Below are 24,025 nucleotides of genomic sequence, written 5' to 3'. Positions count from 1 at the left end.
CGCATGACCCGCTATGCCTTCGTCACCCTCGTCACCAACACCGACTACGCCCTCGGCGCAACGGTCCTGCTGCGCTCCTTGAAGCGCACCGGCACCGCAGCGGATCTTGTCGTCCTCCATACCGGCGGCGTTTCAAGCGCTGATCTGGAGACGCTGCAGCGCGAAGGCGCCAAGCTGGTTCAAGCCGAGTTGCTGCCGACTTCGGACGCCTTCAACGAACGTCACGCTCGTGCCAAACTGCATGGCGCGGCCCCGTTCACCAAGGGACGCAAGCCCGGCTTCCACACGCCGCTCGACAATTTCGCCAAGCTGCGGCTGTGGCAGCTTACGCAGTATGAGACGGTCGTTTTCCTGGATGCCGACACGCTTGTGCTGCGCTCCATCGACCGGTTGTTCAACTATCCGGAATTTTCTGCAGCACCCAACGTGTATGAAGGCCTCAGCGACTTCCACCGCCTGAATTCCGGCGTGTTTGTCGCGAAACCCTCCAGCATGACCTTTGATGCCATGTTGTCCCGACTGGATGAACCCGACGCCTTCTGGCGCCGCACGGACCAGACTTTCCTGGAAACCTATTTCCCGGACTGGCAGGGCCTGCCGGTGTTTGACAACATGCTGCAATATGTCTGGTTCAACATGCCGGACTTGTGGAACTGGAAGGCGATTTCCGTGTTGCACTTTCAGTACGAGAAACCCTGGGAAGTGGACCATCCCAAGGTGGACCGGCTGAAACCGCTTATCGACCTTTGGCAGGCGTTCCGCACGCGCGCGGCCATTCCGGACATCGATACGCTTCCAAATCCGAGCTCGAATTCGACCGCGCAATGACATTCCCGATCTCGGTTGTTTCCGGCGGCACCGGCTTTGTCGGCCGCTTCATCGTCAACGGTTTAATTGAGGCGGGGCATCATGTGCGCGTCATCGGCCGTCATGCGCCGCATCGCGGCGATTTTGTCGGCCCGGTCGCGTTCATGACCGCCAGCCTCGGCGACGAGATCGACTGGTCGCCGGCCTTTAATGGCGCCAGCAACTTCATCCATGCCGCTTTCGACCATCTGCCGGGCCACTTCCGCGGCGGAGAGGGCGACGATCCCGAAGGCTTCAAGGTCCGCAATATCAACGGCACTGAAGCGCTGTTCAAGGCAGCTAAGGCCGCCCGCGTTGCGCGCACCATCTTCCTGTCCACCCGCGCCGTTTACGGAACCCAGCCGCCCGGCAAGGTGCTGGATGAAGACACCCGCCCGCACGCCGACACGCTGTACGGCGAAGTAAAGCTTGCCGGCGAGCGCCGCTTGCAGGCACTGGCCGATGAGACCTTCACCACGACCTCGCTGCGCGTCACCGGCGTTTATGGCCCGGCCGTTGCCGGTCGCGAAGACAAGTGGACGCCGTTGATCCGCGACTGGCTCGCCGGCCGCACCATTGAGCCGCGCGCCGGCACCGAAGTGCATGGCCGCGATGTCGCCCGCGCGATCGAGCTTCTTCTGGAGGCCACGTCAGAAGCCGTGTCCGGCAAGGTCTTCAACGTGTCCGACCTGATGGTCGACCGCAGCGACATCCTGGCCATCGCGCAAGAAGCCAGCGGCATGTCGGGCATGGCCCATCCCCTGCCACCCGCCGCCGACATTTCCGCCTTCAACGTCATGTCCAGCGCTCGCCTCCAGGCCCTCGGTTGGCAGCCGGGCGGACGGCGCTTGTTGCAGGAAACGGTGCGGGATCTGGTGGCCGCGATGCAGCCGGCCACCGCGAGCTAGCGCGACAGCGGCTCCTGCTTCATTTCGAGGTGCAGGCCGCTTCCGGTCCAGGGATGCGCCTCGCAGACGGCCTCGTCCAGTTCGACGCCCAGGCCCGGCTCTCCTGACGGGACGACATGGCCGTCCTGCCATTCGATCTTGCGCTTGAGCAGGGTGGCATGAAAGCCATCCCACTGCTTGAGGGATTCGAGAATCAGGAAGTTCGGCAGCGTCACCGCCAGCTGAATGTTCGCCGCGCCGACGATCGGCCCGCAATAACAATGCGGCGCGATCTGGATGTGCCAGGCTTCCGCCATCGCAGCGATCTTCTTGGTTTCCAGAATACCGCCTGAGCGGCCGAGATTGGGCTGCAGAATGCTGGCCGCTCTCTGCTCGATCACGCGCGCAAAGTCGAACCGCGTCGCCAGCCGCTCTCCCGCTGCAATCGGGATCGATGTACCGCGCGCGATCTCGGCCATGACTTCCGGCATATCGGGCGGGCAGGGCTCTTCGAACCATAGCGGATCATAGGGTTCGATCGCCCGCGCCATTCGCAGCGCACCGGATGCCGTGAACTGCCCATGCGTGCCGAACAGGATATCAGCCTTGCCGCCCACTGCCTCACGGATTGCCTTCATCATGCGTGTGGACAGGTCGATATCTGCCAGCCGCGGCTGGTGCCCGTCATGTACCGTATAGGGTCCGGCCGGATCGAGCTTCAGCGCATCGAACCCTTGCGCGACATAGGCGACCGCGCATTCCGCCGCGAGGTCAGGATCGTTGAAGACGTTGCGCCCTTCGCTCTCGCCGCCATTGGTGTGCACCGAACCTGTTTGCGGATAAAGATAGGTGTAGGACCGCAGCGTTTCATGCACTCTGCCGCCGAGCAGCTTGTAGATCGGCTTGCCCGCCTCCTTGCCGATGATGTCCCAGCAGGCAATCTCCAGCGCCGAGAAGCAGGCCATGACCGTCAGGTCCGGCCGCTGCGAGAAGCCGACCGAGTAGGAGCGTCGGAAGAACACCTCGATGTCATGCGGATCGTGCCCGACGAAAAATCGTCCTGCCAGATCCTCGATCATCCTGGCCGTCAGATGCGGATCGAAGCTCGCCGAATAGGCTTCGCCATAGCCATGCACCCCGCCATTCGTGGTGAGCCGGACGAAGATGAAATAGCGTCCGCCAATCCCCGGCGGCGGATTGCCGACGACCCAGGTCTTCACATCGGTGATCTTCATGAGCGTCTCCTAGCGATGATCCTCGAGCACCATTTCGGCCCCCTTCCAGCCTGTCAGAATAGCTGCCGCATTGGTGTTGCCGGTGATGTTGGAGGGGAAGATCGAGGCGTCGATAACCCGCAAATTTCCGGCGTCGTGAACCGATAAACGGGAATTTACGACGGAATTTTTCCCGTTTTTTCCCATTCGGCAGGTGGAAACAGGGTGGTAAACGGTACCCGACCGGCGTCTGAAGTCGTCGATCAGGGCATCGTCATCCCTTATCGATGGTCCCGGCAGCACTTCTTCAGAAATGACATCTGCAAAAGCGGAAGTCGCCGCCAGTTTCCGCAGGAACTTCACCGCATCCAGCATCTCCGCCACATCGTGTTCCGTGGAGTAGGCATTGGGGGTGATGCGTGGTTGTTCAAACGGATCGGCGGATCGGATCATGATCTCGCCGCGGCTTGACGGGCGGCAGTTGGAGAGGCCGATGGAGAAGCCAGGCCAAGGATCTGGCGACAGGATCGGCCGCTCGCCCGGCTTGGGCAAGACAGTCGAGAAAGCCTGAAAATAGAGTTGCATGTTAGGTCTGATATGAGCTGGGTCGGTGCGAAAAAACCCGCCGCCTTGGTTCATGCTCATGGACAGGGGACCCCGCCGGAGAAGCAGGTACTGGCTCCCCACCAGCGCCTTTCCCCACCAAGGCCGCAGGATCTGGTTGAGAGTCTTCTGCTTGGCCCGCCAGGTGTAGTTGATGCCCAGATGATCCTGGAGGTTGGCGCCGACATGGCCGCTGTCGATCAGAACCGGAATATCAAAGCTCTGCAGCAGCTTAGCCGGACCCACGCCTGACAGCTGCAGCAACTGCGGCGTGTTGATCGAGCCGCCCGACAGGATCACCTCGCGTCCCGCTCGTGCGGTCTTCAACTGCCCGTTCTGCCGGTACTCGACCCCTACGGCCTGTTTGCCCTCGAACAGGATGCGCGTGACATGCGCAGCCGTTTCCACCCGCACATTCCGTCGCTTCATCGCCGGCCAGAGAAAGGCGCGTGCCGCCGACATGCGGCGGCCGTTGCGGGTGGTCAGCTGGTAGATGCCGACGCCCTCCTGATGCGCGCCGTTGAAGTCGGAATTGTGGGGCAAACCAAGTTCTTGACCTGCCTGGAGGAAGCGGTGGGTGAGGGGGTGCACGAAGCCGGTATTGTCCGTGACATGCACCGGCCCACCCCGCCCGCGCCATTCGTCGGCGCCGGCCTGATTGTCCTCGATCGCCTTGAAGGTTGGCAGAAGATCGTCATAGCTCCAGCCTGGATTTCCTGCGGCCGCCCAGTCTTCATAATCCTCCCGCGCGCCCCGAATCCAGACCATCGCGTTGATCGAACTCGACCCGCCCAACAGCTTGCCGCGCGGCCAGTGATCGACATTGCCGGCCAGTCCCGGATCGGGCTCGGTGCGGTAGTTCCAGTTGACTGCCGGATCGTAGAAGGTCTTGCCGTAGCCCAGCGGCATCTGGACGTAGAAGCGCCGATCGGTGCCGCCGGCTTCCAGCACCATCACGGAAAAGCGGCCGCTGGCGGATAGCTTCTCGGCCACGACGGAACCGGCCGAACCGGAGCCGACAATGATGAAATCGTAAGTCTGCATGGACGGGCCGGCTCTGAAAGGAAGTCGCAGCCTAGCCAGCATCCGGCCTGCTCGTTACGCGGTGCTCCGGCATCGCTTGTGAAAAAAGCGACGGGAAGCCTGGCTTGCGTTGCCTCTGTCGCCGGGACTGTCTAGGCCAGAAGAACAGAGCTCAGGAGATCGCGATGTCGGACCAGCCCCGCGGGCAGCTAACGCTGCGCACCCTTGCCATGCCCGGCGATGCCAATGCGGCCGGTGACATCTTTGGCGGCTGGGTGATGGCGCAGATGGATCTCGCCAGCGGCATGCGGGCGGCGGAGCGTGCAAAGGGCCGCGTCGTGACCGCTGCCGTGAAGGAAATGGCTTTTGCGAAGCCGGTCAAGATCGGCGACACGCTCGAGATCAGCACCGAAATTCTGAAGATCGGCCGGACATCGATTACGCTGTATGTGGAAGCCTGGGCAAAACGCTATCTGAGCGACCTGCGCGAACGCGTCACCCATGCCGAGATCGTCATGGTGGCGATGGACAAGGATGGCAAGCCGACGCCGGTGCCGGCCGAAGGCTAGAGCATTTTCGGCGAAAGAAGAGTCGCCGAAATGCTCTAGCTGTTCATTTAGACGCAATTCCTGACGCAAAACCACTCCGCACTTTTGCTGGAATTGCTCTAGGCCGCTTCATCTTTCTGCTTCAGATCGAAACTGACGCGTGCTTTCGCAACGCGGCCGGTGTTCAGCCGTGCCCACTCGCCAAGCGCATGGACGGGCACCAGCAGGTCGCGCCCGAGATCGGTCAGCTCGTAATCGACACGCGGCGGGATTGTGGGGAACACCGTGCGGGTGACGAAGCCGTCGCGCTCGAGCCCGCGCAAGGTCGTGGTCAGCATCTTCTGCGAAATGCCGCCGATCAAACGCCGCAGCTCGTTGAAGCGCAGGGGACCTTGGCCAAGCAGTTCCACCACAAGCACCGTCCACTTGTCGCCAACGCGGCTGAGGATGCTGTTGACCGCCTGACACGCTTCGCTGCTTCCGTGAATGATGGGTGGCATGAGGCTTGATCCAGTTACTTAGAGGTGACCGCGGTATCGAAAAAGTGCCTCCTTGTGCGGCGTGAAGGCAGTTTCGTATATAGCCCCGGTATCTGTTTGATACCAGATCATTTGGCCTGTTAGCGGGCGCTTTGCCCGGCACAAAAGGATTTTCAGCTATGTCCAAGCCTAAAATCGGCGTCATCGTCGGCAGCATTCGCGCCAACCGTTTTGCAGAACGCCCCGCTCAGTGGATTGCCGAACTGGCGCGTGCCAGCGGCGAACTGGATGTCGAGATCATCGACCTCAAGGATTACCCGCTGCCTATTTTCGACGAGGCGGTTTCGCCGGCCTATGGCACCGTCAGCAGCGAAGTTGCCCTGCGCTGGCAGAAGAAGCTCGACGAGCAGGACGGCTTCATCTTCACGGCGGCCGAATATACGCGTGGACCCACGGCCGCTCTGAAGAACGCGATCGACTACGCTTATCCGCAGTGGAACAAGAAGGTCGCGGCCTATGTCGGCTACGGCGGCGTCGGTGGTGCGCGCGCCATCGAGCAGCTGCGCCTCAATGCGATCGAAGATCAGATGGTGCCGATCCGCAATGCCGTTCACATCATGTTCGGCGAGTATCTAGCGATCGTCAACGAAGGCAAGTCGATCTCGGACTTCCCGCATCTGCAGCAGGCGGGTCAGGACATGATCGCCCAGTTGACCTGGTATGTGAAGGCGCTGAAGGCTGCCCGCGACGCCGACACGGCAGCGACCGAAGCCGCTTCGGAAGGGCGCGACCACGAGGAATAAAAAAGGCCGCTTCGGCGGCCTTTTTTCTGTTCCTCAGACTGGGGTGACCCTGTGGGTCTCGACCGCTTTTGACGCGATGATCTTGTCGATGCGGCGGCCGTCGAGATCAACGACCTCAAAGCGCCAGCCTAAGGCTTCCAAGGTTTCGCCGGTGGCGGGAAGATGGGACAGCTGCGCCAGAATGAAGCCGGCGACCGTTTCGTAGTCGCGGTTTTCCGGCAGGATGATGCCGAGTTTGTCGGCCATCTCGTCGGCGGGCATGTAGCCGGCGATCAGCCAGGAACCGTCTTCACGCTGCATGACGCTCGGGCCCTCGTCGGCATCGGACTTGAACATGCCGGTGATGGCTTCAAGGATGTCAGCGGGGGTCACCACGCCTTCGAAGTGGCCGTACTCGTCATGCACGAGAGCCATTGGAACATCGGCCTCGCGCAGGGTGGTGATGACGTCGAGCGCATCGGCATTGTCATGCACGATCGGCGCCTGGCGCACGAAGCTCTTGATATCCAGCTCCTGGCCCGTGAGGATCGCTGCCAGCAATTCGCGGGTCTGGATCACGCCAATCATGTCATCGACGCTGTTGTCGCCGGCGGGCAGGCGCGAATGCGAGGTTTCGACCAGAGCATCGCGGATGGTCTGCTGGTCTGACTGAACGTTGATCCAGTCGACATCGGTGCGTGGGGTCATGATGCCGCGCACGGTCCGGTCGGCGAGGCGCATCACGCCCGCGATCATGGCGCGCTCATCCGTTTCGATGACGCCGGCGCCCTCGGCTTCCGCGATGATCGTCTTGATCTCCTCGTCGGTGACCTTTTCTTCGGATTCTTCCTTCTGCCCCAACAGGTGCAAGACGGCGCGACCGGAAATGTCGAGGAACCAGACGAGGGGAGCGCCGATCGTCGCCACAACCGTCATGCCCGGCGCCACCTTTGCGGCGACAGCTTCGGGATTGCGCAGGGCGATCTGCTTGGGAACCAGTTCGCCGATGATCAGCGATCCATAGGTGATAACGGCGACAACGAGGCCGACGCCGACCGCATCGGCGATGCCATTGGGCATGCCGGCCTGGATCAGAACGTCAGTGAGGCGCTGACCGAGGGTCGCGCCGGAGAAGGCGCCGGACAGGACGCCGACGAGCGTGATGCCGATCTGAACACTGGATAGAAAACGGCCGGGATCAGCGGCCAGCTTCAAGGCGCGTGCGGCGCCGGTCGAGCCGCGATCCGCCATGGTCTTGAGCCGCGCTGGCCGGGAGGAAACCACGGCCAGCTCCGACATGGCGAGCAAGCCGTTGACGACGACGAGAACGAAGACAATCAGAACTTCAATGTAGACCATGCAGGTTCCTTACCATCACACCTGCTGCGATGCGAAGTGGGAATCCTGCAAGAACTGCTGGGATGGTGGATGGTTTCCGATCTTCCACAGTGTCTCAACGGCAGGCGCGGTAACCGTTGCGACGCTCCTTGATGTCGAAGTGGAAGTGGTCGGCGTGATCGGCATTGTAGCCGGGGCCAAGTACGGTTGTGAAATAGGAGCAGCCGTCGGCACGCACCGTGTTGAGGAGGCCGCGGGCGCGGAAAGCGAACAGGCCCTGCTTCTGCACCTTGATGTCGCGGCCGTTCTTCAGCTCGATGCGCATGACATCGAGCGCGTTGCCCTTGGAGTGTTCGGACGCAACCGTCGTGCCGGCAATGCGGCGGCAGGAGTAACTTGATCCCTGGTGGATTGTTTTCACGCCCGACCAATAGCGCGAGCGGGCGTTTGGCGCGAGCTCATCCTTGGTCCAGGTCGCGAAAGCCAAGGCCATGTCGCAAGTCAGAGTGGCTGCGGGCTTCATCTCGATATTGCCGGAAAAGCCCATCAGTTTGACGGGATAATCGATACGGCAGGAGCCGCCATCGTTGATGGGTTGGAGATCCTGGTAAGCCACGCCCATGCGCTTCAGCGCGCGTCGGCAGGCGACTTCCTCCGCAGGCATTGTGGCCGCGCCAGCGCTCGACATCGGCAAGCTCATGCGGGGATAGCCGACCATCATCGGGTTGGACGGGACAAGCCGCTGCAACCCTGTTGTTCTAGTGCTGGAGCGGCTTGTCTCGCTGCGGTTGCCGCATGCCGACAGGCCGAGCAGCGCGAGTGCTGCCGTGAGCAGTGTTGCACGGCGGGCGATGGTCGAAGCGCGTGAGCGGGAAAGGGGACGGGACGGCATCGGAGTTCCCTTGAAAGAGACGTCCGAGACTAGGATGCAAGGGTAAAGGAAGCCTCAGGTTGGATCTTCAGGCCTGTGTCTACAATGAGGCAGGATCAGTCAGAACAAGGACTTAGCTGGTGGTCCGCAACCTTTGATTCACCATGATGAAACTTTGAATCAATGTTGCTTATTGGCAGAAGGTCACGCCAGGGCGGCGGTCGGCCAGATCGAGATGGAAGTGGTTGGCGTGATCTGAGTCCGATCCCGGTCCCAGCACGGTGGTGAAGGGTCCGCATGCGGCGGCACGAACTTCGGCCAGGAAATCGGCTTCAGCCTTGTCGGTGGTTTTCTCGACCACAACCGAGCGACCGTCCGCCAGGGTGAAACTCATAATGTCGATGGCGTTACCGAGGGCATGTTCGGACAGTTTCTGCGTGCCGTGCCGTGGCCGGCACACATAGCCTGATCCGTTCGCCATGGCGGTGATGTCCGTCTTCAGATGCTTCTGCGCGGCGTCCTTGACCTTGGTCTGCAGGAACTTGGCCATAGTGAGTGAAACCGAGCAGTTCGCGACCACCGACGGCTCGACCTTGATGCCGCCGCCGAAGTTGGAGATCGAGACGGGATAGGGCATCGAACAGCCGTCCTCGCCGCTCTCAGGGCCGCGATCCTCGAACACGACGCCGAGCGTCTTCAGTTCCGCGCGGCAGGTGAGTTCGGTCTCGGGCTTTGTTCCGACAAGCGAGTTCGGCAAAGGCGGTCCCTGTTCCGGACGCGGCCCGTCTGCACGCTTCTGCGCCGGGGCATCTTCTTCCTTTTTGGCGGTATCGTCGGGCTTTTCCGTCTTCGGCGCATCGGCCGGACGGGTTTCCGGCTCGGGCGGCGCTACCGGCAGCGCTTGCGGCTGTTGAGGTTCTTCGTCTGATCGCGGTTCGCCGGGGACCTCTTGTGCTTCTTTCGGCGGAGAGGGGTCCTCGGGATTGGCTTGCGGTTTGGGCGGGCTTGCCGGGAGTTCCTGCTGCTGTTCGCCCTCGTTCGACGAAGGCTGTTCGCCCTCGTTCGAGGCAGGCTGTTCGCCGGCCTTCTCGTCCGGTGCCGGCTCATCCTCCGGGTTCGCCTTCGGAGCAGGCATGGTCTGCGGCAGGGCGGGTGCCGCGTCTTGCGACTGCGCCAAACCGAAGCCGGGCAGGGCGACAATAACGCCGCCGAGCATCAGGGCAGCGCAAACACTGGTCCGCAAGGATGATGTCATCGCACCTAGATGGAGCATCGAACTGCGGCGGCAACGGGGTCGCCGCGATCCTTCGATTGACAGACGCAAGCTTGCGGCAGAGATGCCACAACCCTCTTCTGGAGCCTCCCGATGTCCGAACTGCTCGCCCCGCGTCTTCTTCCGATCCTGATGCTCGTCGCGTCCAATGTCTTCATGACATTCGCCTGGTACGGCCACCTCAAGTTCAAGGGCGCGGCGCTCTGGACCGTCGTGCTTGTGAGCTGGGGTATCGCGTTCTTCGAATATTGGCTGGCTGTGCCCGCCAACCGCATCGGCAGCGCGGTTTATTCCGCTGCCGAGTTGAAGACGATCCAGGAGGTCATCACGCTGGTCGTGTTCGCGGTGTTCTCGGTGTTCTACCTGAAGGAAGCGCTGACGCTGAACCACGTGCTGGGCTTTGCGCTCATTGCCGGAGGTGCTGCGCTGATCTTCAAGGGCTGAGGCGTGCGGCCCGTCGCGCCCGCAGCGCAGGCACGATCTCCACGGCGAGCATCGAGATGAGAATCAACGCGCATCCCGCAAAACCAGCGGAAGGCAGACGCTCGCCCAGGAAGATCGCGCCGAACAGGGCCGCAAACACCGCTTCCGACGACAGGAAGATCGCGGCCTGCAAGGCCGTCGTGTAGCGCAGCCCAATGGCCATGAGCGTGAACGCCACGGCACCCGAAAACATGCCGGCGTAAAGCACTTCAACCGCGGCGCCGCGAAGGGCGTCCAGGCTGACAGGTTCGAAAACAAAGGCGGCGGTCAGACCTAGGACGGCACAAACGGCAAACTGCGTCACGGCAAGCGTGATCGGCCTGCCCGTTTGGGCTGCGCTACGGGCGATAAACAGGCCTTGCAGCGCCGCAAAGAAGGCCGCGAGGATCGTCAGCCAGTCGCCGGTGGTCAGACCCGCCAAGGTCCCGCCGGACAGCAGGAAGATGCCGCAGAGCGTGCACAGAGCGGCAGGCCAGACAACGACATGCGGAAACTGGCGGAACAACACGATGCCGAGGATCGGGGTCATGACCACATAAAGGCCGGTCAGAAAGCCGGAATTGGTCACGCTGGTGGTGAGCAAGCCGAATTGCTGTGCGGTGATCGTGGAAAACAGCATCAGCCCGACCCAGGCGAAAGCCAGCCATTGCGACGTGGTCAGTGTCGCCGGCGCCTTGCGCGCTTCCCTGACGGCAAAGGGAATCACGCAGAGCGTTGCTACCAGAAAGCGAGACCCGACGAACAGCAGCGGCCCCATGGTTTCCATGGCGGTTGCCTGCGCAACGAAGCCCATGCCCCAGATGGCACCGGCAAGGAGAAGAACGAGATTGGCTTGAACGCGGGTCATGTTCGCCGCGCTAGCCTATTCGCGTGACACTGAAAAGGAGCCACAGCGATCTCCCCGCCCCGCCAGCCATCACAGCCGGCTGATTGTCGCGTGGCGGAAATAGTGTGTGGCATCCCCGTGGCGGATGGTTATATTAGGCTTAAGAACGCTATTTGCGGGTCCGCTAGCCATGTTGCTATCGGGCCGTTTTCATTTGTGGCTTCGAGCACCGTGTCGGACACAAGGCACGGAGTATGGAGGGTTTTGGAGATGAACAAGGTTCCGATGACCGGGGGCGGTTTCGAAGCGCTCAAGGAAGAGCTGCGCTGGCGCCAGCAGGACGAGCGGCCGCGCATCATCGAGGCGATCTCGGAAGCCCGCGCGCATGGCGATCTTTCGGAAAATGCTGAATACCACTCGGCCAAGGAAGCGCAGAGCCTGAACGAAGGCCGCGTGAACGAGCTGGAAGACCTGATCGCACGCGCCGAGGTCATCGACGTATCCAAACTGACGGGCAATACCGTGAAGTTCGGCGCGACCGTGGAGCTCGTGGACGAGGACACGGAAGAAAAGAAGACCTATCAGATCGTCGGCGACCAGGAAGCCGATGTGAAGCTTGGTCGGATCTCCATTTCATCGCCAATTGCCCGCGCGCTGATTGGCAAGAAGATCAGCGACACGATCGAGGTGAACGCGCCCGGTGGCGCGCGCGGCTACGAGATCGTCAACGTCCGCTTTGGCTGACACCAGGCATATCGCTTTCAAGAAGGCGCGTGACGTTGATGTCGCGCGCCTTCTTGTTGTTGCGCCCAATTTCAAGAAGCGGCTGTCGGGCGTTACCAGCACGATCATCCAGCTTCTGCCGCTGCAGGCGCAGCGGTTTCCGATTGCCAGTCTGGGCGCTGGGTTGCCCAATTTCGTGCCACGCATGCGGTGGAGCCAGGTCTTCGGTCTGCTGAAGCGGCCGGAAGGGCGTGCCTTCCGCATCTGGCATGCGCGGCGCAATGTCGAGATGATCGGCGGCATTCTGTTGCGCGATGTTTTTCGCGCGCCGATGAAGCTCGTTTTCACCTCCGCTGCCCAGCGCGACCACAAGCCTTTCACCAAATGGCTGATCCGCCGCATGGATGCGGTGATTGCCACCAGCGCGCGTTCCGGCAGCTTTCTTCATGTGCCCCATACGGTGATCCGTCATGGGGTTGATCTTTCGGGCTTCGTGCCGGCAGAGGATCGGGGAGCGGCTGTGGCTGAGGCGGGTTTTGCCGAACAGCGCCTGATCGGTTGCTTCGGGCGGGTTCGCGAGCAGAAGGGCACGGACCTCTTCGTGGCCGCGATGATCGCTTTGCTGCCGCGCTATCCGGGGTGGACCGCCGTGATCACCGGGCGCGTGACGGACGATAATCGCGCCTTTGCAGATGGTCTGGAAGCGCAGATCGCGGCTGCAGGCCTGAGCGAGCGCATAAGCTTTCTCGGCGAAGTGCCGGATATCAAGCCATGGTATCAGCGCGTGTCGCTTTACGTCGCGCCGTCGCGAAATGAGGGCTTCGGCCTGACGCCGCTCGAAGCGATGGCTTCTGGTGCCGCCGTGGTGGCGAGTGATGCCGGCGCTTATGCAGAGATGATCGTTCCGGGCGCAACGGGAGCCGTGGTGCCGGCTGGCGATGGTGCGGCCTTGCTGCGCGCGATTCAGGTCTATCTCGACGATCCCGCGCTGGCTGAGGCTCACGGGCTCAAAGCCCTTGCGCATGCGCGCGCGACCTTCCCACTGGAAGGCGAGGCGGATGCGATTCAGGCCGTTTATGAACGGCTGTGGCAGGGCGCGACGTCGTGAGCGACACACTGCCTTCCACGCTGATCCTCGGCAAGTCGAACAGCTACGGCCTGACGCGAGACGCCGAAATCCTACAGGCGGCCATCGCGGAAGCGGGCGGCCAGGCGGGTTATGCCACGATCAAGCAGCGCAGCTGGTGGCAGCGTTTGCTGCGCATCAAGCGTGCCAAGCGGATCGTCCATCTGGAACGTGCCTTCCCCGGATGGTTCGGTGCGGCTTCGGATGAGACGTTTCTCGTCCCCAACCAGGAGCGTTTTCCGCGCCGGCAGATCGGACGGTTGCGGCATGTGGACCGGGTGCTGGCGAAAACGCGGCATGGCGAAGCGGTGTTCAGCGCGCTCGGTGTTCCGACCAGCTATCTCGGCTTTTCCTCGCCTGACCGTTTGTTGCCGGATGTGCCAAAGGATTTCGGCCGCTTCTTTCATCTGGCCGGCGGCAGCACGCTGAAGGGCACGGAAGACGTGCTGGATCTCTGGCGCAAGCATCCGGAATGGCCGGAACTCGTGCTGGTGCAGAAGGCCGACAATGCGCCCGGCGGTGTACCCGCCAATGTCCGGCTGATGTCGGGCTATCTCGATGATGAGGCGCTCAAGCACCTGCAGAACGCATGCGGCGTGCATCTTTGCCCCTCGCGCTCGGAAGGCTGGGGCCACCATCTTCTTGAGGGCCTTTCCGTCGGCGCGCTTGTGGTGACCACCGATGCGCCGCCGATGAACGAGCATGTCGATCCGACGTGCGGCGTGCTCGTGCCCTACGGTCGTAGCGAACCCCGCCATCTCGGCACGAATTTCTATGTCGATCCCACAGGATTAGAAGCTGCGATCGAGCGGATCATGGCGATGCCGGATGCGGAAAAGCGCGCCTTGGGTTTGGCTGCCCGCAAGCGCTACGAAGCGATTGATGCCGGCTTCCGCCAGCGCGTCGGGGACTTGCTGGTTTAGAAGCCCTGCATGGCCTGGTCGATTGCCACGCGACCCTCGTCCTTGACCTGGCGGATGGTGAGTGCCGTGCGCACCGTGTCGACATTGGGGGCGGAGGTCAGGACCTCGATCACGAAGCTCTGAAAGGTTGCGAGATCGGCGGCAACGCAGTGCAGAAAGAAGTCCGATTCGCCTGACACCATCCAGGCTGAACGGACGATCGGCCAGCCCTCTACCAATTTGGAGAAGGCCTTGAGGTCGCCATCGGACTGGCGATTGAGGCCGACCAGCGCGAAGGCCACGACCGTCATACCGAGTGCTGCATTGTCGAGCAGTGCGCGATATTGCCGGATGATGCCCTGATCTTCCAGCCGCTTCACGCGCCGCAAACAAGGCGGCGCCGATATGCCGACGCGGCGCGACAGTTCGACATTGGTCATGCGGCCATCATCCTGCAACTCGCGCAGGATCTTCCAGTCGATGGCATCCAGATCGGCTTTCAAAGTCATGGCGGCTCGGATGGTGCTCTGACAGGGAGGGACAATCGCGGGATGCGGCTACCTTCGCATAAACCAAAGTTCGGCCATCGCCTAGCTTCCCAGGCGTTTGAGCGCGAATGAGCTTGGGATAGCGTATGGCTTGCCTTGCAAGCAGTAGCAGCAAAGTCCTACATTCCGCTCAATATATAGAGAAAGGCCGCGAGGGTTCTGCGCGGCCACCAAGAGGCTTTCCCATGACCACGCGCCACGCACCCGTTGCGATTATCGGTTCGGGCCCGGCCGGCTACACGGCCGCAATCTATGCCGCCCGCGCCATGCTGAAGCCGATGCTGATTGCCGGCATGCAGCAGGGCGGCCAGCTGATGATCACCACTGAGGTCGAGAATTATCCGGGCTTCGCCGATCCGGTGCAGGGCCCCTGGCTGATGGGCGAGATGATGAAGCAGGCGGAGCATGTCGGCACCGACCTGGTCAACGACCTCATTACGTCTGTCGATCTCGATGTTCGCCCGTTCCGGCTCACTGGCGATTCCGGCACGATCTACACCTGCGATGCCCTGGTGATTGCGACCGGCGCGCAGGCCAAGTGGCTCGGTCTGCCCAGCGAAACGGCCTTCATGGGCTTCGGTGTTTCGGCCTGCGCGACCTGCGATGGCTTCTTCTACCGCGGCAAGGATGTGGTTGTGGTGGGCGGCGGAAACTCGGCGGTCGAGGAAGCGCTGTATCTCTCCAACCTCGCGCGCCACGTTACGGTCGTGCATCGCCGCAACGAGTTCCGCTCCGAGCGTATCTTGCGCGAGCGCTTGATGGCGAAGGATAATGTCACCGTTCTCTGGAACACGGTGGTGGACGAGATCGTCGGCGAGCCCGCCAAGAAGCCGCTGCCGCCTTCGGTTAATGGCATTCGGTTGAAGGATGCCCACACCGGTGCGGTGAAGGAGATGCCTGTGGACGGTGTGTTCGTTGCAATCGGTCATGCTCCCGCCACGGAACTGTTCCAAGGCAAGCTGAAGATGAAGCCGAACGGCTATCTGTGGAGTGCGCCCGATTCGACCGCAACGTCGATCCCGGGTGTGTTCGCAGCTGGCGACGTCACGGACGACATCTATCGCCAGGCCGTGACGGCCGCGGGTATGGGCTGCATGGCCGCGCTGGAAGCCGAACGCTATCTGGCCGGCCTGGAAGTTCACCGCGAGGCGGCGGAGTAGGATTGATACGGCGTCTGGAGTGACGCCGAGGGGGACTGATGGCACTGGATTGGGACAAGCTGCGGGTTTTCCACGCGGCGGCTGAGGCTGGATCCTTCACCCATGCGGCGGAAAAGCTCCGCCTGTCGCAGTCGGCTATTTCCCGCCAGGTCAGCGCACTCGAACAGGATGTCGGCGTACCGCTGTTCCACCGTCACGCGCGCGGTCTTGTTATGACCGAACAGGGCGAGCTTCTGTTCCGCACGGCGCATGACGTGCTGATGAAGCTGGAAAATGTCCGCAGCCAGCTGACCGAGACCAAAGACAAGCCATCCGGCGTTCTGCGCGTGACCACCACGGTTGGCCTCGGCGCTGCCTGGTTGACCGAGCGCGTGCAGGAGTTCCTGGATCTTTATCCGGAAATCCAGCTGCAGATCATTCTGGCCAACGAAGAGCTGGATCTGACGCTTCGCCACGCCGATTGCGCGATCCGCCTGCGCCAGCCGCAACAGCCGGACCTGATCCAGCGCCGGCTCTTCACCATGCACTTTCATCTTTATGCCGCGCCGACCTATCTCGCCAAGCATGGGATGCCGGAAAGCATCGACGATCTCGACAAGCATCGCATCGTGACCTTTGGCGAGCCGGTGCCGAGCCAGCTCGCGCATCTCAATTGGCTGGAAACGGCCGGGAAGCCGGAAGGGATCCGGCGTCCCGCGACGCTCCAGATCAACGACATTCTATCGGTCAAGCGCGCCGTGCAGCGCGGGGCGGGCATTGCGATGCTGCCGGACTATATGGTCGGCAAGGAGACCGGCCTTGTTCAGCTGATGACGGATACCGAAGTGCCGACCTACGACACCTTCTTTGCGTATCCCGACGCCATGAAGCAGCAGGTGAAGCTGCACGTCTTCCGCGACTTCCTTTTGTCGAAAGCGCGCAGCTGGGCCTATTAAGCGCGTTGGCTGGGTCTATGGCCTGCTGTCTGGCTCTCTAACATCGATAAGAGCAGCGTTTGGCTGCTCTTCATTGTGCGATGCAGCATTGAACAGAGTGCTTGTTCAGGCGGCACGCCGCGCTGTTACTGTTCCTCAGTGATTTGTTAACAAAGGCTAAATGCCTGTTTGTTCACCGACTTCTGCCCAGTGGCATAGCGAAGTGCAACACTAATGCCTTTCTGCATGGGTGCGATGCAAAATGAGGTGCTTGAACATTAGGCAAGAATGGCTCATATCACAGTCATCTCCTGAGCGCGTTCTCCTCCCATTAGCGCTCGAGAGTGTTCCCCTCTGGAGGTCAGCCTTAATTGGCACTCCAATAACTCAGCCGGGTCGTTTCGATCCGGCTTTTTTTTGCCTGAAATCTAGGTGGATGCGCTTCCGGTCTTTGGGGGAAGAACGCAGAAAGGCCGAAAGCACCCTGCGATGCTTCCGGCCTGCTGAACCAGGAGGAAGGGACGTTGCAACCCGGTCCTGCCTTTAGGCGAACTAGGTGTTCGCGATCTGCGGGATTGTGGTTGCACCTTTAGGACGTGCCGCCTGAACCGAGCCGGAAAGCATGGTTCATTTTCCATTCATGGCGCATGCAGGCGGTCGGTGAAAATCGTTCTCGCCAGCATCAGAAAATCTCTTGAAAGGCCAAACGGGCCTCACCACCTATCCCTTGCGGTCGCCAAGATTGGGGCCGCTGACAGGACGGAACGCCAACCGGGTTCCATGTTCGGTCACACGCAAAAACCATGTTGCTCACCAGGAGAACAGACCCATGCGTCAGTTTGATTTTTCGCCGCTTTACCGCTCCACTGTCGGTTTCGACCGTCTTTTCGGCATGCTTGACCAGGTCAACCAGCCGGATGCCGGCACCAGCTATCCCCCTTACAACATCGAACGCACCGGCCAGGATGCTTACCGCATTTCCATGGCGGTTGCGGGCTTCTCGGATCAGGAGATCTCGATCGAGGCTCACCGCAACGTGCTGACGGTGAAGGGCGAGCGCAACGAAGCCGACAAGGAAGAGGGCGTCGAGCTGCTTTATCGCGGCATCGCTTCGCGCACCTTCGAGCGTCGCTTCCAGCTGGCCGACCATGTCGAGGTCACCGGCGCGACGCTCAAGAACGGCTTGCTTCACATCGATCTGAAGCGCAATGTTCCGGAAGAGTTGAAGCCTCGCAAGATCGAGATCGCTCCAGCTGCAAACAGCGCGAAGCAGATCGAAGCCAAGGCTGCCTGATCTTTTTAGTCGTAGCGGACTGCAAGCGGCGCCCTCACGGGCGCCGCTTTTGTTTTAGGCGTTGGTGAGAAGACGCTGCACCTGATCGACATGATCGTCGGTGCTCGCGAAGCTCGTGACGAAGCGGTAAAGCTGCTCGTTCTGTTCAAGCACGACATCGGTCACACGCGGCAGCTTCCACGGCGCAAACACCGCGCCCGCTGACCGCAGCCGTTCGGCGGTGGTGTCGTTCAGGATTGCAAAGATCTCGTTGGCCTGCGGTTGCCAGGCAAGCCGCGCTCCCGGAGCCTGCTCGAACACCTGCGCCAGCCGGGTCGTCATGGCATTGGCCTGACGCGCCGTCTTCAACCACAAATCGTCTTCCAGATAGGCTTCGAATTGCGCTGCGATGAAGCGCGTCTTGGAGAAAAGCTGTGCGCCGCGTTTGCGGATGTAAGGCAGCTCGCCGGTAAAGCGGTTGCCGAAGATGATGATGGCTTCGGCGCACCAGCAACCATTCTTGGTGCCGCCGAAGGACACCATGTCCACGCCGCGCTTCCAGGTCATTTCGGCGGGCGACACATCCAGCGACACGAGTGCGTTGGCAAAGCGCGCGCCATCCATGTGAAGCGGCAAATCGTGCTCGCGGCACACGGCGCTGATCGCGTCCAGTTCATCAAGGGAATGAACGGTGCCAATTTCCGTGGCCTGCGTGATCGTCACGCCCATCGGGCGACCGCTATGCACGAAGCCTGCGGGAAAGCGGGCGATCGCCTTTTGCAGATTCTCCGGCGTGATCTTGCCATCAGGACCATCGACGCCATGCAGGCGCGAGCCGCCGAGGAAGAACTCCGGCGCGCCGCATTCGTCTTCGATCACATGCGCTTCGCGATGACAGAAGGCGACGCCGCCGGCCTTGTTGAAGGCGGTCAGCGACAGCGCGTTCGCCGCCGTGCCTGTCCCAACGAAGAACACTTCGCATTCGCGCTCGAAGATCTCGGCGAATCGCTGTTCGACGCGGCGATCGAGTTCGCTCGTGCCATAGGCCTGTGCAAAACCGCCGGCATGGCGCACGAGGCTTTCAGCGATGGAGGGGTGGGCGCCGGCCCAGTTGTCTGAAGCGAAATGCATGGATACCGTCACGTCTTGGATAAAAGAAGGCTCTGCTTTGAGCGCGGCGACCTTGATCCCTTTGGACGGGCGGACGCAAGCGCTACTTGGCGATCGAAAGACCCTTTCAAGAACGCCTGTAGCCTAAGCAACAATATTGCGGATGATCCGAGCCACCTTTGCGCTTGTTGCGTTGCAGCGACGATTTTGTCACGTTTCGGTCTTGTGGCAGTCGGCGTAATCTGCCATACGAATATAGGACAGCAATGCTGTCTCATCTTGATCTTGCATCTCTTGCCGGTCGGAGGTCATTCTGCCTTCCGTTCCGGCTCGCCGCGCGCTCGTGATCCAGGCCGGATCACTCAACTGGAGGCAGTACCCATGAAGGACGACACGCTTCGCGTCACGCAGACCCTTGCCGGGACTGCTGCCACGAAAACCGCCGCCCTGCCGGGCGGACTGCCGAAAGCGCAAGGGCTCTATGACCCTCGTAACGAGCACGATGCCTGCGGCGTCGGCTTCATCGCTCAGATGAAGAACGTCAAGTCGCACCAGATCGTGCTCGACGGTCTGCAGATGCTGGAAAACCTGACGCATCGCGGCGCAGTGGGTGCGGATCCGCTGATGGGCGATGGCGCGGGCGTGCTGGTGCAGATCCCCGACCGATTCTTCCGCGAGGAGATGGCTGCGCAAGGCATCGAACTGCCTGTTGCCGGGCAGTATGCCGTCGGCCACATCTTCATGCCGCGTGACGCCGAGGTGCAGTCGCATATCGAAGACATCATCCGCGAAGCCGCGCAGTCCGAAGGCCAGCCGCTGATCGGCTTCCGCGATGTGCCGGTGGATAATTCCTCGCTGTCCAAGGCGCCCGATATTGCCGCGTCGGAGCCGGTTCATCGCCAGTTCTTTATCGGACGTGCGCCGGAGATCGCCGATGACGATGATTATGAGCGGCGGCTTTATATCCTGCGCAAGGTCATTTCCGGCCGGATCTACCAGGAAAACGGCAATCGCGACGTGGGCGCCTACATCGTGTCGCTGTCGGCGCGCACGATCGTCTACAAGGGCATGTTCCTGGCCTATCAGGTCGGCGCTTATTACAAGGATCTCAGCGATCCGCGCTTCGAAAGCGCGCTGATCCTCGTTCATCAGCGCTTCTCCACCAACACTTTCCCGTCGTGGAAGCTGGCGCATCCCTATCGCATGGTTGCGCATAACGGCGAGATCAACACGCTGCGCGGCAACGTCAACTGGATGGCCGCGCGTCAGGCTTCCGTCGATTCGGAGCTGTTTGGCAACGACATCGCCAAGCTCTGGCCGATCTCCTATGAAGGCCAGTCGGATACGGCCTGCTTCGACAATGCGCTCGAATTCCTGACGCAGGGCGGCTACAGCCTCGCGCATTCCATGATGATGCTGATCCCGGAAGCCTGGGCCGGCAACAAGTCGATGACGCCCGAGCGCAAGGCGTTCTACGAATATCACGCGGCCCTCATGGAGCCGTGGGATGGCCCAGCCGCCGTGTGCTTCACCGATGGCCGCCAGATCGGCGCGACGCTCGACCGCAACGGTCTGCGCCCGGCACGCTATCTCGTCACCGACGATGATCGCGTCATCCTGGCTTCCGAAGCCGGCGTTCTGCCGGTGGACGAGAGCCGCGTCATCAAGAAGTGGCGTTTGCAGCCGGGCAAGATGTTGCTGATCGACCTGGAAAAGGGTGCGATCATTTCGGACGAAGACGTGAAGTCCGAGATCGCCACCGCCAACCCCTACAAGCAATGGCTGTCGAACACGCAGCTCATTCTCGAAGACCTGAAGCCGGTGGAGCCGCGCGCGCTGCGCCGCGACGTGTCGCTGCTCGATCGCCAGCAGGCCTTTGGCTATACGCAAGAAGACACCAAGATCCTGATGGCGCCGATGGCGACCACCGGTCAGGAAGCCGTGGGTTCGATGGGCACCGATACGCCGATTTCGGCCATGTCGGACAAGTCGAAGCTGCTTTACACCTATTTCAAGCAGAACTTCGCGCAGGTCACCAACCCGCCGATCGATCCGATCCGCGAAGAGCTGGTGATGAGCCTCGTGTCCTTCATCGGACCGCGGCCGAACATCTTCGATCTGGAAGGCTCTTCGCGCCGCAAGCGGCTTGAAGTGCGCCAGCCGATCCTGACCAATGGCGATCTCGAAAAGATCCGTTCCATCGGCCACACGGAAGACCGCTTCGACACCAAGACGATCGACTTCACCTATTCCGTGCAGGAGGGTGCGGCCGGCATGAAGGGTGCGGTTGAGCGCCTTTGCGAGCGTGCGGAAGCAGCGGTTGCGGGCGGTTACAACATCATCGTTCTGTCGGACCGCCAGATCGGGCCGGACCGCATTGCCATTCCGGCGTTGCTGGCCACGGCTGCCGTACATCATCACCTGATCCGCAAGGGGCTGCGCACCTCGGTCGGCATTGTGCTGGAAACCGGCGAGCCGCGCGAAGTGCATCACTTCGCCTGCCTTGCGGGCTATGGCGCGGAAGCGATCAACCCATATCTGGCGTTCGATACGCTCACCGACATGCACAAGCGCGGCGAATTTCCGCCGGAGGTCGACGCGAGCGAGATCGTTTATCGCTACATCAAGTCGGTAGGTAAGGGCCTGCTCAAGGTCATGTCCAAGATGGGCATCTCGACCTACCAGTCCTATTGCGGCGCGCAGATCTTCGACGCGATCGGCTTGCGCAGCACCTTCGTGCACCAGTATTTCGCGGGCACTGCCAGCCTGATCGAGGGCGTGGGGCTTGATGAAGTGGCGGAAGAAACCATTCGCCGCCATGCCGATGCGTTTGGTTCCGATCCGGTGCTGCGCAATGCGCTGGAAGTCGGCGGCGAGTATATGTACCGGATGCGCGGCGAGAGCCACATCTGGTCGCCGGACGCGGTGGCGACGCTGCAGCATGCCGTGCGCAAGAACTCGTGGGAGACCTTCAAAGAGTATTCCGAACAGGTCGACAGCCATGCTGCGCGCGCGCAAACCATTCGCGGCCTGTTCAAGATCCGCAAGGCTGAGGATACTGGCCGTGCAGCCGTTTCGATCGATGAGGTCGAACCCGCAGCCGAGATCGTCAAGCGCTTCTCCACCGGCGCGATGAGCTTCGGCTCCATCAGCCGCGAAGCCCATTCGACGCTGGCGCGCGCCATGAACGCGATCGGCGGCAAGTCGAACACGGGCGAGGGCGGCGAGGAGCCGGACCGTTATCTGCCGCTGCTCGACGGTTCGTCCAATCCGGAGCGCTCTGCCATCAAGCAGATCGCGTCGGGCCGCTTCGGCGTCACGACCGAATATCTCGTCAATTCCGACATGATGCAGATCAAGGTCGCGCAGGGCGCCAAGCCCGGCGAGGGCGGCCAGTTGCCCGGACACAAGGTCGATGCGACCATCGCTAAGACCCGTCACTCGACGCCTGGTGTCGGCCTGATTTCGCCGCCGCCGCATCACGACATCTATTCGATCGAGGATCTGGCGCAGCTCATCTATGACCTGAAGAACGTCAATCCGGCAGCGGATGTGTCCGTCAAGCTGGTGTCGGAAGTCGGCGTCGGCACGGTTGCGGCCGGCGTCGCGAAGGCGCGCGCCGATCATATCACGATCTCCGGCTTTGATGGCGGCACCGGCGCTTCACCGCTCACTTCGATCAAGCATGCCGGCAGCCCTTGGGAGATGGGCCTGGCCGAAACGCATCAGACCCTGGTGCTGAACGGCCTTCGCTCGCGCATTGCCCTGCAGGTCGACGGCGGTCTGCGCACCGGTCGCGACGTCATCATCGGCGCGCTTCTGGGCGCCGACGAGTTCGGCTTCTCCACCGCGCCTTTGATTGCGGCCGGCTGCATCATGATGCGCAAGTGCCATCTCAACACCTGCCCGGTGGGCGTGGCAACGCAAGACCCGGTCTTGCGCAAGCGCTTCAAGGGCACGCCGGAGCATGTCATCAACTTCTTCTTCTATGTGGCGGAAGAGGTGCGGCAGCTCATGGCGGAAATGGGCTACACCAGGATCGACGACATCATCGGCCAGTCCGAGCTGCTCGCCAAGGAAGAGCTGATCGAGCATTGGAAGGCGAAGGGTCTCGACTTCACCAACATGTTCTTCAAGCCAGAGGCGCCGAAGGAAGCGACCTATTGGACCGAACGTCAGGTTCATCCGATCGACGACGTGCTTGATCGCCGCTTGATCGAAAAGGCGATGCCGGCACTTGAAAGCCGTCAGCCGGTGGTGATCGAGGAGAGCATCCACAATGTCGATCGCTCGGCCGGCACCATGCTGTCGGGCGAAGTCGCCAAGCGCTTCCGCCATCGCGGTTTGAAGGAAGACACGATCCAGGTGAAGCTGACCGGCACGGCCGGCCAAAGCTTCGGCGCCTTCCTGACGCGCGGCGTGTCCTTCGAGCTGATCGGCGACGGCAACGACTATGTCGGCAAGGGGCTGTCTGGCGGCAAGATCGTCATCCGGCCGCCGGAAGATACGCGCATCGTGCCGGAAGACTCGATCATCGTCGGCAACACCGTGCTTTACGGCGCGACCGAAGGCGAGTGCTACTTCCGCGGCGTGGCTGGCGAGCGCTTCGCTGTCCGCAACTCGGGTGCGATCGCGGTTGTCGAAGGCGTGGGCGACCATGGCTGCGAATACATGACCGGTGGTCTTGTCGTCGTGATCGGCCAGACCGGCCGCAACTTCGCAGCCGGCATGTCGGGTGGCGTGGCCTATGTGCTGGATGAAGCGGGCGACTTCGCCGAGCGCTGCAACATGGCGATGGTCGAGCTCGAGCCGGTTCCGGAAGAGGACGACATGCTCGAAAAGCTGCATCACCATGGCGGCGATCTCATGCATAAGGGGCGCGTCGACGTATCCGGCGACATGACCCGCCATGACGAGGAGCGGTTGGTCAAGCTGATCTCGAACCATGCGCACTACACTGGTTCGACGCGCGCCAAGGCGATCCTCGACGATTGGGCGACCTACCGGCCGATGTTCCGGAAAGTCATGCCGGTCGAATACCGCCGCGCTTTGATCGAGATGGAGCGCATGCGCTTAGGCGTGGCGGCGGAGTAATC

21 protein-coding genes are annotated in these 24,025 nt (G+C 61.7%); 12 read left to right on the top strand and 9 right to left on the bottom strand.

The annotated features are described in order from the left end of the window. Nucleotides 1-3: 3 nt before the first annotated feature. Both IE166_RS07475 and IE166_RS07470 read left to right on the top strand, forming a co-directional pair. Nucleotides 4-828: a glycosyltransferase gene (locus IE166_RS07475; protein WP_189502818.1), complete on the top strand. Its 825-nt coding sequence runs from the start codon at nt 4-6 to the stop codon at nt 826-828. After that, nucleotides 825-1,754: an NAD-dependent epimerase/dehydratase family protein gene (locus IE166_RS07470; protein ID WP_189502817.1), complete on the top strand. Its 930-nt coding sequence runs from the start codon at nt 825-827 to the stop codon at nt 1,752-1,754. Before IE166_RS07475 ends, IE166_RS07470 begins: the two co-directional genes overlap by 4 nt. Here IE166_RS07470 and IE166_RS07465 read toward each other — a convergent pair. Together IE166_RS07465 and IE166_RS07460 are read right to left on the bottom strand one after the other, a co-directional pair. Continuing rightward, nucleotides 1,751-2,968 (bottom strand): mandelate racemase/muconate lactonizing enzyme family protein, encoded by a 1,218-nt coding sequence (locus tag IE166_RS07465; protein ID WP_189502816.1) that lies wholly within the window; start codon nt 2,966-2,968, stop codon nt 1,751-1,753. The genes IE166_RS07470 and IE166_RS07465 overlap by 4 nt on opposite strands. Before the next feature lie 9 nt (nt 2,969-2,977). Further along, nucleotides 2,978-4,594, bottom strand: a complete 1,617-nt coding sequence (locus IE166_RS07460; RefSeq protein ID WP_189502815.1) for a GMC family oxidoreductase — start codon at nt 4,592-4,594, stop codon at nt 2,978-2,980. 164 nt (nt 4,595-4,758) lie between these two features. On the opposite strand from IE166_RS07460, the gene IE166_RS07455 reads away from it, so the two are divergent. Beyond that, on the top strand, nt 4,759-5,142 hold the full coding sequence (locus tag IE166_RS07455; protein WP_189502814.1) for an acyl-CoA thioesterase: 384 nt from the start codon (nt 4,759-4,761) through the stop codon (nt 5,140-5,142). 98 nt (nt 5,143-5,240) lie between these two features. Here IE166_RS07455 and IE166_RS07450 read toward each other — a convergent pair whose 3' ends face one another. Continuing rightward, nucleotides 5,241-5,621, bottom strand: a complete 381-nt coding sequence (locus IE166_RS07450) for a winged helix-turn-helix transcriptional regulator (RefSeq protein WP_189502813.1) — start codon at nt 5,619-5,621, stop codon at nt 5,241-5,243. A gap of 158 nt (nt 5,622-5,779) precedes the next feature. On the opposite strand from IE166_RS07450, the gene IE166_RS07445 reads away from it, so the two are divergent. Next, a complete protein-coding gene (locus tag IE166_RS07445) occupies nt 5,780-6,403 on the top strand; it encodes an NADPH-dependent FMN reductase (protein WP_189502812.1) in 624 nt (207 codons plus the stop codon). Nucleotides 6,404-6,436: 33 nt separating this feature from the next. Here IE166_RS07445 and IE166_RS07440 read toward each other — a convergent pair whose 3' ends face one another. From IE166_RS07440 to IE166_RS07430, 3 genes are all read right to left on the bottom strand, one after another. After that, on the bottom strand, nt 6,437-7,741 hold the full coding sequence (locus tag IE166_RS07440) for a hemolysin family protein (protein WP_189502811.1): 1,305 nt from the start codon (nt 7,739-7,741) through the stop codon (nt 6,437-6,439). 94 nt (nt 7,742-7,835) lie between these two features. After that, complete coding sequence (locus tag IE166_RS07435) at nt 7,836-8,612, bottom strand: extensin-like domain-containing protein (RefSeq protein ID WP_189502810.1); 777 nt, start codon at nt 8,610-8,612, stop codon at nt 7,836-7,838. Nucleotides 8,613-8,781: 169 nt separating this feature from the next. Beyond that, nucleotides 8,782-9,807: an extensin-like domain-containing protein gene (locus IE166_RS07430; protein WP_189502809.1), complete on the bottom strand. Its 1,026-nt coding sequence runs from the start codon at nt 9,805-9,807 to the stop codon at nt 8,782-8,784. Nucleotides 9,808-9,957: 150 nt separating this feature from the next. On the opposite strand from IE166_RS07430, the gene IE166_RS07425 reads away from it, so the two are divergent. Continuing rightward, the gene (locus IE166_RS07425; RefSeq protein WP_189502808.1) at nt 9,958-10,308 is read left to right on the top strand and encodes a DMT family protein; all 351 of its coding nucleotides are present in this window, start codon (nt 9,958-9,960) and stop codon (nt 10,306-10,308) included. On the opposite strand, the gene IE166_RS07420 is transcribed toward IE166_RS07425, so the two are convergent. Further along, nucleotides 10,298-11,194, bottom strand: coding sequence for a DMT family transporter (locus IE166_RS07420; RefSeq protein WP_189502807.1), 897 nt, complete (start codon nt 11,192-11,194; stop codon nt 10,298-10,300). The two genes, IE166_RS07425 and IE166_RS07420, sit on opposite strands and share 11 nt — an antisense overlap. 249 nt (nt 11,195-11,443) lie before the next feature. Between IE166_RS07420 and greA the strand changes: the two genes are divergently transcribed. Genes greA through IE166_RS07405 form a run of 3 tightly spaced genes read left to right on the top strand, consistent with a single transcriptional unit; the run spans nt 11,444 to nt 13,945 of the window. Further along, nucleotides 11,444-11,917: a transcription elongation factor GreA gene (gene greA / locus IE166_RS07415; protein WP_189502806.1), complete on the top strand. Its 474-nt coding sequence runs from the start codon at nt 11,444-11,446 to the stop codon at nt 11,915-11,917. A gap of 10 nt (nt 11,918-11,927) precedes the next feature. After that, complete coding sequence (locus IE166_RS07410) at nt 11,928-13,004, top strand: glycosyltransferase family 4 protein (RefSeq protein WP_189503288.1); 1,077 nt, start codon at nt 11,928-11,930, stop codon at nt 13,002-13,004. After that, nucleotides 13,001-13,945, top strand: coding sequence for a glycosyltransferase (locus IE166_RS07405; RefSeq protein WP_189502805.1), 945 nt, complete (start codon nt 13,001-13,003; stop codon nt 13,943-13,945). Before IE166_RS07410 ends, IE166_RS07405 begins: the two co-directional genes overlap by 4 nt. On the opposite strand, the gene IE166_RS07400 is transcribed toward IE166_RS07405, so the two are convergent. Continuing rightward, nucleotides 13,942-14,433, bottom strand: coding sequence for an Lrp/AsnC family transcriptional regulator (locus IE166_RS07400; RefSeq protein WP_189502804.1), 492 nt, complete (start codon nt 14,431-14,433; stop codon nt 13,942-13,944). The genes IE166_RS07405 and IE166_RS07400 overlap by 4 nt on opposite strands. 224 nt (nt 14,434-14,657) lie before the next feature. Here IE166_RS07400 and trxB point away from each other — a divergent pair, with 224 nt between their 5' ends. The 3 genes from trxB (at nt 14,658) to IE166_RS07385 (ending at nt 17,840) form a co-directional block, all read left to right on the top strand. After that, entirely contained in the window at nt 14,658-15,632 is a 975-nt protein-coding gene (trxB, locus tag IE166_RS07395; RefSeq protein WP_189502803.1) for a thioredoxin-disulfide reductase, read from the top strand. A gap of 38 nt (nt 15,633-15,670) precedes the next feature. After that, the gene (locus IE166_RS07390; RefSeq protein ID WP_189502802.1) at nt 15,671-16,567 is read left to right on the top strand and encodes a LysR family transcriptional regulator; all 897 of its coding nucleotides are present in this window, start codon (nt 15,671-15,673) and stop codon (nt 16,565-16,567) included. Between the two features lie 808 nt (nt 16,568-17,375). Next, the gene (locus IE166_RS07385; RefSeq protein ID WP_189502801.1) at nt 17,376-17,840 is read left to right on the top strand and encodes an Hsp20 family protein; all 465 of its coding nucleotides are present in this window, start codon (nt 17,376-17,378) and stop codon (nt 17,838-17,840) included. Between the two features lie 54 nt (nt 17,841-17,894). Here IE166_RS07385 and IE166_RS07380 read toward each other — a convergent pair whose 3' ends face one another. Continuing rightward, nucleotides 17,895-18,950, bottom strand: a complete 1,056-nt coding sequence (locus IE166_RS07380) for a threonine aldolase family protein (protein WP_189502800.1) — start codon at nt 18,948-18,950, stop codon at nt 17,895-17,897. A 360-nt stretch (nt 18,951-19,310) separates the two neighbouring features. Here IE166_RS07380 and gltB point away from each other — a divergent pair, with 360 nt between their 5' ends. After that, on the top strand, nt 19,311-24,023 hold the full coding sequence (gltB, locus tag IE166_RS07375) for a glutamate synthase large subunit (RefSeq protein WP_189502799.1): 4,713 nt from the start codon (nt 19,311-19,313) through the stop codon (nt 24,021-24,023). Nucleotides 24,024-24,025: the final 2 nt, after the last annotated feature.

Source organism: Tianweitania populi, from assembly GCF_014652875.1.
GTDB classification, from domain to species: domain Bacteria; phylum Pseudomonadota; class Alphaproteobacteria; order Rhizobiales; family Rhizobiaceae; genus Tianweitania; species Tianweitania populi.
This window is presented reverse-complemented; position numbering and strand designations above follow the sequence as displayed.